The organism is Kosakonia sp. SMBL-WEM22 (genome assembly GCF_014490785.1).
In the GTDB taxonomy this organism is placed as follows: domain Bacteria; phylum Pseudomonadota; class Gammaproteobacteria; order Enterobacterales; family Enterobacteriaceae; genus Kosakonia.
The window spans coordinates 124,634-137,119 of sequence record NZ_CP051488.1 but is presented as its reverse complement, the minus strand read 5'-3'; the positions used below and the strand labels follow the sequence as shown (position 1 = coordinate 137,119).

General features: G+C 55.6%; 13 protein-coding genes. 5 read left to right on the top strand and 8 right to left on the bottom strand.

What is annotated here, in order from left to right; translation table 11 throughout:
* Positions 1 to 18: 18 nt before the first annotated feature.
* Positions 19 to 492, top strand: coding sequence for a tRNA (uridine(34)/cytosine(34)/5-carboxymethylaminomethyluridine(34)-2'-O)-methyltransferase TrmL (gene trmL / locus HF650_RS00725; RefSeq protein WP_187800773.1), 474 nt, complete (start codon positions 19 to 21; stop codon positions 490 to 492).
* A 140-nt stretch (positions 493 to 632) separates the two neighbouring features.
* Here trmL and cysE read toward each other — a convergent pair whose 3' ends face one another.
* The 5 genes from cysE to HF650_RS00700 all read right to left on the bottom strand — a co-directional run bounded on the left by cysE (position 633) and on the right by HF650_RS00700 (position 3,785).
* Entirely contained in the window at positions 633 to 1,454 is an 822-nt protein-coding gene (gene cysE / locus HF650_RS00720) for a serine O-acetyltransferase (RefSeq protein WP_187800772.1), read from the bottom strand.
* Positions 1,455 to 1,537: 83 nt separating this feature from the next.
* Positions 1,538 to 2,548 (bottom strand): NAD(P)H-dependent glycerol-3-phosphate dehydrogenase, encoded by a 1,011-nt coding sequence (gene gpsA, locus HF650_RS00715; protein WP_187800771.1) that lies wholly within the window; start codon positions 2,546 to 2,548, stop codon positions 1,538 to 1,540.
* The gene (gene secB, locus HF650_RS00710; protein WP_042718670.1) at positions 2,548 to 3,015 is read right to left on the bottom strand and encodes a protein-export chaperone SecB; all 468 of its coding nucleotides are present in this window, start codon (positions 3,013 to 3,015) and stop codon (positions 2,548 to 2,550) included. The genes gpsA and secB overlap by 1 nt, the downstream gene beginning before the upstream one ends.
* 39 nt (positions 3,016 to 3,054) lie before the next feature.
* On the bottom strand, positions 3,055 to 3,306 hold the full coding sequence (grxC, locus tag HF650_RS00705; RefSeq protein ID WP_054802704.1) for a glutaredoxin 3: 252 nt from the start codon (positions 3,304 to 3,306) through the stop codon (positions 3,055 to 3,057).
* A gap of 47 nt (positions 3,307 to 3,353) precedes the next feature.
* Positions 3,354 to 3,785: a rhodanese-like domain-containing protein gene (locus HF650_RS00700; protein ID WP_042718673.1), complete on the bottom strand. Its 432-nt coding sequence runs from the start codon at positions 3,783 to 3,785 to the stop codon at positions 3,354 to 3,356.
* A 244-nt stretch (positions 3,786 to 4,029) separates the two neighbouring features.
* On the opposite strand from HF650_RS00700, the gene gpmM reads away from it, so the two are divergent.
* The 3 genes from gpmM to HF650_RS00685 are packed head-to-tail and all read left to right on the top strand — an operon-like array spanning position 4,030 to position 7,781.
* The gene (gene gpmM, locus HF650_RS00695) at positions 4,030 to 5,574 is read left to right on the top strand and encodes a 2,3-bisphosphoglycerate-independent phosphoglycerate mutase (RefSeq protein ID WP_187800770.1); all 1,545 of its coding nucleotides are present in this window, start codon (positions 4,030 to 4,032) and stop codon (positions 5,572 to 5,574) included.
* 9 nt (positions 5,575 to 5,583) lie between these two features.
* Entirely contained in the window at positions 5,584 to 6,849 is a 1,266-nt protein-coding gene (envC, locus tag HF650_RS00690; RefSeq protein WP_187800769.1) for a murein hydrolase activator EnvC, read from the top strand.
* Between the two features lie 2 nt (positions 6,850 to 6,851).
* Complete coding sequence (locus HF650_RS00685; protein WP_187800768.1) at positions 6,852 to 7,781, top strand: divergent polysaccharide deacetylase family protein; 930 nt, start codon at positions 6,852 to 6,854, stop codon at positions 7,779 to 7,781.
* Between the two features lie 6 nt (positions 7,782 to 7,787).
* Here HF650_RS00685 and HF650_RS00680 read toward each other — a convergent pair whose 3' ends face one another.
* From HF650_RS00680 to kbl, 3 genes are all read right to left on the bottom strand, one after another.
* On the bottom strand, positions 7,788 to 8,822 hold the full coding sequence (locus HF650_RS00680; protein WP_187800767.1) for a glycosyltransferase: 1,035 nt from the start codon (positions 8,820 to 8,822) through the stop codon (positions 7,788 to 7,790).
* A 287-nt stretch (positions 8,823 to 9,109) separates the two neighbouring features.
* Positions 9,110 to 10,135: an L-threonine 3-dehydrogenase gene (tdh, locus tag HF650_RS00675; RefSeq protein WP_187800766.1), complete on the bottom strand. Its 1,026-nt coding sequence runs from the start codon at positions 10,133 to 10,135 to the stop codon at positions 9,110 to 9,112.
* A 9-nt stretch (positions 10,136 to 10,144) separates the two neighbouring features.
* Positions 10,145 to 11,338, bottom strand: coding sequence for a glycine C-acetyltransferase (kbl, locus tag HF650_RS00670; protein WP_187800765.1), 1,194 nt, complete (start codon positions 11,336 to 11,338; stop codon positions 10,145 to 10,147).
* A 214-nt stretch (positions 11,339 to 11,552) separates the two neighbouring features.
* On the opposite strand from kbl, the gene rfaD reads away from it, so the two are divergent.
* Positions 11,553 to 12,485 (top strand): ADP-glyceromanno-heptose 6-epimerase, encoded by a 933-nt coding sequence (rfaD, locus tag HF650_RS00665; RefSeq protein ID WP_187800764.1) that lies wholly within the window; start codon positions 11,553 to 11,555, stop codon positions 12,483 to 12,485.
* The last annotated feature ends 1 nt before the right edge of the window (position 12,486 follow it).

The window sequence follows — 12,486 nt, the reverse complement described above, 5'->3', positions numbered from 1 at the left end:
CGCTATTAAGGGGGCTGCATGCTGAACATTGTCTTATTTGAACCTGAGATCCCGCCCAATACCGGGAATATTATCCGCCTGTGCGCTAACACCGGCTTTCGTCTGCATATCATTGAGCCGATGGGCTTTACCTGGGACGATAAGCGCCTGCGCCGAGCAGGGCTGGATTATCACGAATTCACCGCCGTGCAGCGCCACGCCGATTACGACGCCTTTCTGGCCGCCGCTAAGCCTCAGCGCCTGTTTGCGCTAACCACCAAAGGTACGCCCGCGCACAGCGCCGTGTCGTTTGCCGATGGGGATTATTTAATGTTCGGCCCGGAAACCCGCGGCCTGCCCGCCACCATTCTTGATGCGCTGCCGCCGGAGCAGAAGATCCGTATTCCGATGATGCCGGACAGCCGCAGCATGAACCTTTCCAATGCGGTGTCGGTGGTGGTGTATGAAGCCTGGCGCCAGCTCGGTTACCCCGGCGCGGTGTTGCGCAGCTGATGTGAGGTTTGGGATTGGATTGCCGGATGGCGGCTACGCCTTATCCGGCCTACGGGTAGCGCGCATCAACCTGGCGCACTTCTGGCGTTATTGGCAAAAATAGTTGTAGGCCGGATAAGCGCAGCGCCATCCGGCATATTTCAAATACCGTCGCCGTACTCAAACCCGTGATTGGCTCCATTAAAATGCTGATCCATATCCATCGCGGGCTTATCGCTCTCTGGCTTACCAACGATGCGCGCCGGAACGCCTGCGGCGGTGGTGTGCGGCGGTACGGGCTGCAACACCACGGAACCGGCACCGATTTTTGCCCCGCGTCCTACTTCGATATTGCCGAGGATCTTTGCCCCCGCGCCAATCATCACCCCTTCGCGGATCTTCGGATGGCGATCGCCGCTGGTTTTGCCGGTGCCGCCGAGGGTAACCGACTGCAGAATCGACACATCATCTTCGACAACTGCCGTTTCACCCACCACAATACCGGTGGCGTGGTCGAGCATGATCCCGCGCCCGATGGTGGCTGCCGGGTGAATATCGACCTGAAAGCTTACCGAGACCTGGTTTTGCAGGAAAATTGCCAGCGCCTGGCGGCCCTGCGTCCATAGCCAGTGACCAATACGGTGCGCCTGCAGGGCGTGGAACCCTTTCAGGTAGAGCAGCGGCGTTGAGTATTTATCCACCGCCGGGTCGCGGGTACGCACAGCCTGAATATCGCAAGCGGCGGAAGCGATCATCTCCGGGTCTGCGGCGTAGGCCTCCTCCACCACTTCGCGAATGGCGATGGCGGGCATAATTGGCGACGCCAGCTTGTTCGCCAGCATATAGCTCAGGGCACTGCCGAGATTTTCATGCTTGAGTAAGGTTGCGTGATAAAAACTGGCCAGCATCGGTTCACAGTCCGCCAGCGCGCGGGCTTCGGCTTTGATATTTTTCCAGACCAGATCCAGTTCTTCACACGGCATTGCTTACTCCAGACGAAATAAAAGCAAGGCCGGACTCAGCCAGCCTTGACGTGATAGTGATGAGAATCCCTGCGATTAGCCGCTTATTGCTCATCCTTGCGGGCGCGGCCCAACAGCGTTAATGCTGCCTCGCGCGCATTTTTTCCGCAATACAATACCTGATAAATTTCCTCGGTTATTGGCATTTCAACGCCGAACCGGTGCGCCAGCGCGCGCACTTCTTTGGTATTGCGATAGCCCTCAACCACCTGGCCTATCTTCTCCTGCGCGCCTTCAACATCCATGCCCTGACCGAGCATCATGCCAAAACGGCGGTTACGCGACTGATTGTCGGTACAGGTCAGCACCAGATCGCCCAGCCCCGCCATGCCCATAAAGGTGGCAGGATCGGCACCCAGTGCCGCGCCAAGCCGCGACATCTCCGTCAGACCGCGAGTGATAAGCGCCGTGCGCGCATTCGCGCCAAAGCCGATGCCATCGGACATACCCGCGCCAATCGCAATCACGTTCTTCACCGCGCCGCCAAGCTGCACGCCAATGAAATCCGGGTTGCTGTAGACGCGCAGGCTCTTGCCGCAGTGCAGCAGCTTCTGCAGATCGTCGGCAAACTGTGGGTCGGTGGAGGCTAAAGAGATCGCCGTCGGCATTCCCGCCGCCAGCTCTTTGGCAAACGTCGGACCGGAGATCACCGCCAGCGGTATAGAGGAGCCTAAGGCTTCACGCGCCACGTCCTGTAACAGACGCCCGGTTTCCGCCTCCAGCCCTTTTGTCGCCCAGACAATGCGCGCATCGCTGCGCATCAGCGGTTTGATCTTCGCCAGCACCTCGCCAAAGACGTGGCTCGGCACAACGACCAGAATGTCGCGGCTGGCGGCCAGCGCGCGGGACAGGTCGCTCTCAAGCTCAAGCGTGTCGGGGAAAGGCACATCGGGAAGGAACGCCACGTTGCAACGGTCGTGTTGCAGCGTGGCGATATGTTTCGGGTCATGGCCCCACAGCACAACCTGGTGGCCATTTCTTGCCAGCGTGATGGCAAGAGCGGTGCCGTAAGAGCCGGCACCGATCACAGTCATTGCAGCATTAAGTGCGTTCATCAGGCATCCTGATGTTGTTCGGCACCTTCGCCAGTCTGCTGTTGCAGGTAGTTCATGAACAGCGCATCAAAGTTTACCGGAGCAAGGTTCAGTTGCGGGAATGTACCACGGGAAACCAGGCTGGTGATGCATTCACGGGCATACGGGAACAGGATGTTCGGGCAGTATGCGCCCAGGCAGTGCGCCATCTGGGTGCCTTCGATACCGTCGATAGAGAAGATGCCGCCCTGTTGTACTTCGCACAGGAAGCCGGTCTCTTCGCCCAGAGAGGCGGTTACGGTTACGCGCAGAACCACTTCATACACGCCGTCCGCCAGTTGCGTTGACGCGGTGTCGAGGTCCAGCTTGACTTCCGGCTGCCACTCTTTCTGGAAGATGTGCGGTGCGTTCGGCGCTTCGAAAGAGATATCTTTCGTGTAGATACGCTGAATCTGGAAAGTCATTTCGGTGTTGTTTAGCTCAGACATGAATAAGTAACCCTTAAGTGTTGTAGTGCTTAGAAAGCATTAACCTAACAGCGGATCCAATCCGCCACGCGCATCCAGCGCAAATAAATCGTCGCAGCCGCCGATATGCTGTGCATCAATAAAGATCTGCGGAACCGTGGTACGGCCACTACGTTGAATCATCTCTTCACGTTTTACCATGTCGCCGTCGATCGGCAGCTCGGCAAAATCAACGCCTTTGCTGCTCAGCAGCGCTTTTGCGCGGTGGCAAAACGGGCAGGTTGCTTTGGTGTAGATCTCAATATTGGCCATATCTCTTCTCCTGGTTTTACCCTGTGAGCCAAAGCCCACCGGGTAAATTATTTACCGCGTACTAACGGCAGATTTTCGCCGACCCAGCCGGAGACACCGTCTTTGAGCACAAAGACTTTCTCGAAACCGGCTTTTACCAGCTCGTTTGCCGGGGTCTGCGCCTGCAGGCCGGTACCGTCTACAACAATAATCGGCGTGCTTTTACGTTTTTCAAGCTCACCTACATTATTGGCTTTGATCTCGCCTGGCAGCAAATTCACCGCGCCGGCGATATGACCTTTACGGAAATCATCGCGCTGACGTAAGTCCACAACCACCGCATCTTCTTTATTGATGAGGCGCGTGGCTTCCCCACGGGAAATCACTTTCACTTTCGACGCGACGCCTTTGAAGGTCGTGTATAACACCGCGGCGAACAACGCAAGCCAGCCGATACAGAGTATCGGGTTGCGTCCAATAAATTGCATAATTTCTTGCATCTGGGGTAACAGCTCCCGACTAAGTGATTAAAAACCAGCAAGGAGTATACCTGCGCAGTTGGGCAAATACAGCCAGCGAGCGCGATGGATTGCATTTTCTGCGGCGTGTTACGAAAAAAATAAACAACGCGGTGCAAAACATCCCCCCACGTGACCCCTTTCTTTGATCTTCTGCGGCTATTTGATCGATTCAGCTGTAGTAAAATTACGCAAATTTTTCTCTTCAGAGCATGAGGTTGTCGCAATGTCGGTTTCAAAAAAACCTATGGTACTGGTGATTCTCGATGGCTACGGCTATCGAGAAGATCAGCAAGATAACGCCATTTTCAACGCTAAGACCCCGGTGATGGATAGCCTGTGGGCCAGTCGTCCGCATACCCTGATTGATGCTTCCGGCCTGGAAGTGGGTCTGCCGGATCGCCAGATGGGCAACTCCGAGGTCGGGCACGTCAACCTCGGTGCCGGGCGTATTGTTTACCAGGATTTAACCCGCCTGGACGTTGAGATTAAAGAGCGCACCTTCTTCACTAACCCGGTACTGCGCGGGGCGGTGGATAACGCCGTCAGCGCCGGCAAAGCGGTGCATATTATGGGCCTGCTCTCCGCAGGCGGCGTACACAGCCATGAAGATCACATTATGGCGATGGTCGAACTGGCCGCCGAACGTGGCGCAGAAAAAATCTACCTGCACGCCTTCCTCGATGGCCGCGATACGCCGCCGCGCAGCGCTGAATCCTCACTGAAAAAATTTGAAGAGAAATTCGCCGCCCTCGGTAAAGGCCGCGTGGCTTCGATTATTGGTCGCTACTTCGCCATGGATCGCGATAACCGCTGGGATCGCGTTGAACAGGCGTATGACCTGATGACGCAGGCCAAAGGGGAGTTCACCTTCGATAGCGCCGTTGCCGGGCTGCAGGCCGCTTACGCCCGCGACGAAAACGACGAGTTTGTGAAAGCGACGGTCATTCGCGCTGCCGGTCAGGCCGATGCGGCAATGGAAGATGGCGACGCGCTGATTTTCATGAACTTCCGCGCCGACCGCGCCCGCGAAATCACTCGTGCCTTTGTTAACGCCGATTTTGACGGCTTCGCGCGCAAAAAAGTGGTCAAGCTCGATTTCGTCATGCTGACTGAGTACGCCGCCGACATCAAAACCGCCGTGGCCTACCCGCCGACCTCTCTTGCCAACACCCTTGGCGAGTGGATGGCGAAGAAAAACCGCACCCAGCTGCGCATCTCCGAAACGGAGAAGTATGCCCATGTCACCTTCTTCTTTAACGGCGGCGTTGAAGAGCCGTTCCCTGGCGAAGACCGCATCCTGATCAACTCGCCAAAAGTTGCCACTTACGATCTGCAACCAGAGATGAGCTCCGCCGAACTGACGGAAAAACTGGTCGCCGCCATTACTGGCGGCAAATATGACACCATCATCTGTAACTACCCGAATGGTGATATGGTTGGCCATACCGGCGTGTTTGATGCAGCGGTCGCTGCAGTGGAAGCGCTGGATAACTGCATTGCGCAGGTCACCCGCGCCGTTGAATCCGTTGGCGGGCAGCTGCTGATTACTGCCGACCACGGTAACGCTGAACAGATGCGCGATCCATCAACCGGTCAGGCGCATACGGCGCACACCAATCTTCCGGTTCCGCTGATTTATGTCGGTGACAAAACGGTGAAAGCGCGCTCTGGCGGCAAACTTTCCGACATCGCGCCGACCATGCTGTCGCTGATGGGCGAGGAAATCCCGCAAGAGATGACTGGTAAGCCGCTGTTCATCGTGGAATAATCGCTCCCCATGAGGGGAAAGGCGATTTTTTCAATTACATGGGTCGGGCTCCGACCTCTGCTCTGCGCCAGCGCACTCAGCGCTGGCGCATTGCTGTGCGCCGCTCCCGCCCACGCGGATGACCGCGATCAGCTCAAATCCATCCAGGCCGATATCGCCGCCAAAGAGCGCGCAGTTCGCCAACAGCAGCAGCAGCGCGCAGGCCTGCTCGCGCAGCTGAAAGCGCAGGAGGAGGCCATCTCCGCTGCCGCCCGCCAGCTGCATGAAACCGAAAACACGCTGGCTGTGCTCAATAAACAGATTGATGAGATGAACGCCTCCATCGCCAGGCTGGAGCGCCAGCGCGCGTCGCAGGAGCGCAATCTTGCCGCGCAGCTCGATGCTGCGTTTCGTCAGGGTGAGCACAGCGGTATCCAGTTCCTGTTGAGTGGTGAAGAGAGCCAGCGCGGTCAGCGTTTGCAGGCTTACTTCGGCTATCTCAACCAGGCCCGTCAGGAGACCATCGCGCAGCTTAAGCAGACGCGTGAAGAGGTCGCTTCGCAAAAAGCCGAGCTTGAAGAGAAGCAGAGCCAGCAACAGACCCTGCTCTATGAGCAGCAGGCGCAGCAGGCGAAGCTGGAGCAGGCGCGAAACGAGCGTAAAAAGACACTTGCCGGGCTTGAATCCTCAATTCAGGAAGGGCAGCAGCAGCTTAGCGAGATGCGTGCCAATGAATCGCGCCTGCGCGATCGCCTTGCCCGGGCAGAAGCGGCGGCTAAAGCCCGCGCCGAACGCGAAGCGCGTGAAGCGCAGGCGGTGCGTGAGCGGCAGAGCGAGGCCAGCCGCAAAGGCACTACCTATAAGCCGACCGAGAGTGAACGCTCGCTAATGTCCCGCACCGGCGGTCTGGGCTCACCAGCGGGCCGGGCAATATGGCCGGTTCGCGGCCCGTTGCTCCATCGTTATGGCGAACAGTTGCAGGGTGAGCTACGGTGGAAAGGCATTGTTATCGGCGCGTCTGAAGGCAGCGAAGTCAAAGCCATCGCCGACGGGCGCGTGATCCTCGCCGACTGGCTGCAGGGCTATGGCCTTGTGGTTGTTGTTGAGCACGGCAAAGGCGATATGAGCCTTTATGGTTATAACCAAAGCGCCCTTGTTAGCGTTGGCGCGCAGGTGCGCGCAGGCCAGCCGATAGCTCTCGTCGGGAGCAGTGGCGGTCAGGGCCGGCCTTCACTCTATTTTGAAATTCGCCGTCAGGGCCAGGCGGTCAATCCACAGCCGTGGTTGGGAAGATAGGTTTGCTTCAACTTCGCCGCATTGTGATCACTCTCGCCAGCGTGCTGGCGCTCTCCTCGCCGGTGTTTGCCGGCAAACTGGCCATCGTTATCGACGATTTTGGCTACCGACCCCAGACAGAAAACCAGGTGCTGGCCATGCCGCAGGCGGTCTCCGTTGCGGTGCTGCCAAATGCCACCCACGCCCGCGACATGGCGACCAAAGCGCACAATAGCGGCCACGAAGTGCTGATTCATCTGCCGATGGCCCCGCTCAGCAAACAGCCGCTGGAAAAAGATACCCTGCGCCCGGAGATGGGCAGCGCAGAGATTGAACGCATCATCAGTGAGGCCGTCAATAAGGTGCCCTATGCCGTTGGGTTGAATAACCATATGGGCAGCGCCATGACCTCCAGCCTGTTTGGCATGCAAAAGGTGATGCAGGCGCTGGAGCGCTATAACCTCTACTTTCTCGACAGCATGACCATCGGCAATAGCCAGTCGATGCGCGCCGCCTCCGGCACTGGGGTGAAGGTGATTAAGCGCAAAGTGTTCCTCGACGATACGCAGAATGAGGGTGATATTCGCCGTCAGTTCGACCGTGCCGTCGCGCTGGCACGCCGTAACGGCTCGGCTATCGCCATCGGACACCCGCATCCTTCGACCGTGCGTGTATTGCAGCAGGCGCTGGCAAACTTACCCTCTGACATTACACTCGTGCGGCCAAGCGACCTGCTTCATGAACCGCAGGTGGATAACCCGACGCCAGCCAAACCTGACGCGCCGCAGCCGCCACCACGCAATCCGTTCCGGGGTGTGAAGGTGTGTAAAGCGAAGCAGAAGCCAGAGCCGGTAAATGCCAGCCGCTTCTTTAGCGTGGTGGGAGAGAGCATCAGCGAAAGTACGTTGGTGCAGTACTTCCAGCACCAGTGGCAGGGCTGGGGCCGGAAGTAAGCAGCTTCAGTAAATTTTCACCGCTTTGCGGGCAAGACGATGGTGGGACATTTTCTTGTCCCGCCATTTATACAGGCGCAGTGACCACAGCAGCACCTGATAAGCGAGTTTAGGGCTGCGGACATTACTCACCATACGTTTAAACATTCCCGATGCATATATTTCGGCAATCATACGCCTGCGTATTATTTCATCCGGCTCTTTTCGCACCGCGTGGCATACGCGGAGTGCTTCATAAGTAATTTGTTGATGGAATTCGGGATATATTGCAATGCGGTCAGCGTAATCGCGATTTAGTTTCTCCAGCAGGCGGGTAATTTTCATGTAATGACGCTGATAGGCAAGGTTTTTTAATCCCTGTCGCTTCAAACGGCTGACCGAGTAGCCATGAAGAAAATATTTATATAACGATTGTTCGGTATAACGCACGCGTTTGGCGTTATACATAAATTCGGTGCTCCAGATAATATCCTGGTGATGCAGCCCGGGAATAAATTCAATACGATTTTGCTTAATCACATCGTGGCGATAAACGCCCATCCACACCACGTGCGTCCAGCGGCGGCTTGCCAGCGCCACTCTTAACCACTCAGGCCCGCTGAGCACCCCAGTGGAGCGAATGCGATCCAGCGGGATGGATTGCCAGGTAGTGCCATTCTGCCGATCGCACCAGTCTGAGTTGCACTGCGCGAGGTCAAGATCGTCTTCCAGCGCCATTTTCATCAGCGTTTCATACATTTGCGGATAAACAATATCATCGGCATCGACAAACGCGATGTATTCACCTGTGGCATAGGTTAAACCGCGGTTACGCGCCACGGAGGCACCGGCATTACACTGGTGAATAAGCTGGATATGAGGATACTTCTTTGCGTAACGCTCTGCTATTTCAGCAGAATGATCGGTTGAACCATCATTGACGATGATGATTTCAAGGGCACTCCACGTTTGCGACAATAGAGATTCCATGCAAGGTACAAAATCATCGCCCGCATTGTAGAGGGGGATAATAACGCTAAGTTTACCAGGGCTATTCATCATTAATTACCTGATTCATTGTCATTACAGTGACTATTTTTAAATTGTTTTAATTAAGAAAAAATTAAGATTGAGTAGAGTGAGTAGGTAAATTTTCAGACACAGCGGTTGCGATTAAGTTTCATCGTCGCTGCGATCTAAGATTATTCAGATTAGCCAGAGGGTTTAGAGGACGTAATAAAAGTATTGCGTAATTGCGAAGAATTTATGACACTGACAAAAATTTACATTTAATAATGAGCTTTGAGATTTTTCGTAAAAATAAGGGCCATTATCTGGCCCTTACTCTTTTAATCCCAGCTCAGTATGACTTTACCGGATTGACCCGAACGCATTGCATCAAAGCCCTGCTGAAATTCATCAATCCCGAAGCGGTGAGTGATGATGGGTGAGAGGTCGAGACCGGACTGGATCAGCGCCGCCATTTTATACCAGGTTTCAAACATCTCACGGCCGTAAATCCCTTTGATAAGCAGCCCCTTGAAGATGACTTTGTTCCAGTCAATCGACATCTCCGAAGGGGGAATACCGAGCATGGCGATGCGCCCGCCGTGGTTCATGGTGTCGAGCATGGTGCGGAAAGCCGCAGGCGCGCCGGACATCTCCAGCCCGACGTCGAACCCTTCAGTCATCCCCAGCTCCGCCATCACTTCGGTGAGGTTCTCTTTGGCAACGTTTACCGCGCGCGTGACGCCCATTTTGCGTGCCAGCTCAAGTCGATACTCATTCACATCGGTAATTACCACATGGCGCGCACCAACGTGTTTAGCAACGGCAGCGGCCATGATGCCGATAGGGCCTGCACCGGAGACCAGCACATCTTCGCCCACCAGATCGAAGGAGAGCGCCGTATGCACGGCATTACCGAACGGGTCGAAAATTGACGCCAGTTCGTCAGGGATATTGTCCGGGATTTTGAAGGCGTTGAAGGCCGGAATCACCAGATACTCCGCAAAACAGCCGGGACGATTGACGCCTACGCCGACGGTATTACGGCATAAATGGGTGCGGCCCGCGCGGCAGTTACGGCAATGCCCACAAGTGATATGCCCTTCGCCGGAGACACGATCGCCGATCTTAAAGCCTTTCACTTCCTGACCGATCCCAACCACTTCACCCACGTATTCATGACCAACCACCATCGGTACCGGGATGGTTTTTTGCGACCACTCGTCCCAGTTGTAGATATGGACATCGGTACCGCAAATTGCGGTTTTGCGGATCTTAATCAGCAGATCGTTGTGCCCAACTTCCGGTTCCGGCACATCGGTCATCCAGATGCCCTCTTCCGCTTTCAGTTTGGATAACGCTTTCATTTCACGTCCTCAGATCACACCCAGTTGTTTACCAATGCGGGTAAAGGCTGCTACCGCGCGTTCAATTTGTTCAGGCGTATGGGCCGCCGACATCTGTGTACGAATGCGCGCCTGGCCTTTCGGCACCACCGGGAAGAAGAATCCCGTGACGTAAATACCCTCTTTTTGCAGCTCGCGGGCAAAGTTTTGCGCCACTACGGCATCGCCAAGCATCACCGGAATAATGGCGTGATCGGCACCCGCCAGCGTAAAGCCCGCGGCGCTCATCTGTTCGCGGAACAGACGGGCGTTGGCCCACAGGCGATCGCGTAGCTCACCGCCCGATTCCAGCATCTCCAGCACTTTGATAGATGCGCTGACAATCGCTGGTGCCAGCGAGTTGGAGAAGAGATAAGGGCGCGAGCGCTGGCGCAGCCACTCCACCACCTCTTTACGCGCGGCGGTATAACCACCCGACGCGCCGCCAAGTGCTTTGCCAAGCGTGCCGGTAATGATGTCAACCCGGCCCATCACGTCACAGTATTCGTGGGTTCCGCGCCCGTTGGCACCGACAAAACCGACGGCGTGGGAATCATCAACCATTACCAGCGCATCATATTTATCCGCCAGGTCGCAGACACCCTGCAGGTTGGCGATCACGCCATCCATTGAGAAGACGCCATCGGTAGCGATCAGCACGTGGCGGGCACCCGCTTCGCGCGCCTCTTGCAGGCGGGCTTCCAGCTCCTGCATATCATTGTTCGCGTAGCGATAGCGCTTCGCTTTACACAGACGCACGCCGTCAATGATGGAGGCGTGGTTGAGTGCATCGGAAATAATGGCATCTTCCGCGCCGAGCAGCGTCTCAAACAGCCCGCCGTTAGCATCGAAGCAGGAGGAGTAAAGAATCGAGTCTTCCATGCCGAGGAAGTCGGCCAGCTTCTTCTCCAGCGCTTTGTGGCTATCCTGCGTGCCGCAGATAAAGCGCACCGAGGCCATACCAAAACCATGGCTATCCATACCGGCTTTCGCGGCGGCAATAAGCTCCGGATGGTTAGCAAGGCCAAGATAGTTATTGGAGCAGAAGTTGATGACGTGGCTACCATTCGCCACGGTGATATCAGCCTGCTGTGCTGACGTGATAATGCGTTCCTCTTTGAACAACCCTTCCGCACGTGCGGTTTGCAGATCGTCCGTTAACTGTTGATAAAAATCCCCACGCATCGCAATTCTCCAGACTGGGCAAATTTCGGCACATATTACCCAAAGCTATACGTTGATACGAGATGACGCTTCATTGCTTATCCGTTTTGCAGCATAAATCACGCATAGCCCTCCCCTATCCTGGGGAATGGCTGAAGGGGCAGCAATGTGGTGGTATGATAAAGTTATTCGTGTCTGAGATTGTCTCAACGCTTCATTTTGCAAAGGTACAGTTATGATCATCGTCACTGGCGGCGCGGGTTTTATCGGCAGTAATATCGTTAAAGCCCTGAATGACAAAGGCATCACCGATATCCTGGTGGTGGACAACCTGAAAGACGGCACTAAGTTTGTCAATCTGGTCGACTTGCATATCGCCGACTATATGGATAAAGAGGATTTTCTGATCCAGATTATGTCTGGCGAAGAGTTCGGCGAGATCGAAGCGGTATTCCACGAAGGCGCGTGCTCCTCTACCACCGAGTGGGATGGCAAGTACATGATGGAGAACAACTATCAGTACTCCAAAGAGCTGCTGCACTACTGCCTGGAGCGTGAAATTCCGTTCCTGTATGCTTCATCCGCAGCCACCTACGGCGGCCGCACCTCGGACTTTATTGAATCGCGCGAATATGAAAAACCGCTCAATGTCTACGGCTACTCAAAAATGCTGTTCGATGAGTATGTGCGCGGCATTCTGCCGGAAGCGAACTCGCCGATTGTCGGCTTCCGCTATTTCAACGTCTATGGCCCGCGTGAAGGGCACAAAGGCAGCATGGCGAGCGTCGCTTTCCATCTCAACACGCAGTTGAACAATGGCGAGAGCCCGAAACTGTTCGAAGGCAGCGACAACTTTAAACGCGATTTCGTCTACGTCGGCGATGTGGCTGCGGTCAATCTCTGGTTCTGGGAAAACGGCGTTTCCGGTATTTATAACCTCGGTACCGGCCGCGCGGAGTCCTTCCAGGCCGTGGCGGATGCTACGCTCGCCTTCCACAAAAAAGGCAGCATTGAGTACATCCCGTTCCCCGATAAGCTGAAAGGCCGCTATCAGGCATTTACGCAGGCCGATCTTACTAACCTGCGCGCGGCGGGCTACGACAAGCCGTTTAAAACCGTGGCCGAAGGTGTAAGCGAATATATGGCCTGGCTAAACCGCGACGCGTAAG

Coding starts and splice junctions, on each gene's coding strand:
- gpmM (WP_187800770.1), top strand. CDS start 4,030: ATGTCGGTTTCAAAAAAACCTATGGTACTGGTGATTCTCGATGGCTAC.
- rfaD (WP_187800764.1), top strand. CDS start 11,553: ATGATCATCGTCACTGGCGGCGCGGGTTTTATCGGCAGTAATATCGTT.
- tdh (WP_187800766.1), bottom strand. CDS start 10,135: ATGAAAGCGTTATCCAAACTGAAAGCGGAAGAGGGCATCTGGATGACC.
- trmL (WP_187800773.1), top strand. CDS start 19: ATGCTGAACATTGTCTTATTTGAACCTGAGATCCCGCCCAATACCGGG.
- HF650_RS00700 (WP_042718673.1), bottom strand. CDS start 3,785: ATGCAAGAAATTATGCAATTTATTGGACGCAACCCGATACTCTGTATC.
- gpsA (WP_187800771.1), bottom strand. CDS start 2,548: ATGAACGCACTTAATGCTGCAATGACTGTGATCGGTGCCGGCTCTTAC.
- kbl (WP_187800765.1), bottom strand. CDS start 11,338: ATGCGTGGGGATTTTTATCAACAGTTAACGGACGATCTGCAAACCGCA.
- envC (WP_187800769.1), top strand. CDS start 5,584: ATGAGGGGAAAGGCGATTTTTTCAATTACATGGGTCGGGCTCCGACCT.
- HF650_RS00680 (WP_187800767.1), bottom strand. CDS start 8,822: ATGATGAATAGCCCTGGTAAACTTAGCGTTATTATCCCCCTCTACAAT.
- cysE (WP_187800772.1), bottom strand. CDS start 1,454: ATGCCGTGTGAAGAACTGGATCTGGTCTGGAAAAATATCAAAGCCGAA.
- grxC (WP_054802704.1), bottom strand. CDS start 3,306: ATGGCCAATATTGAGATCTACACCAAAGCAACCTGCCCGTTTTGCCAC.
- secB (WP_042718670.1), bottom strand. CDS start 3,015: ATGTCTGAGCTAAACAACACCGAAATGACTTTCCAGATTCAGCGTATC.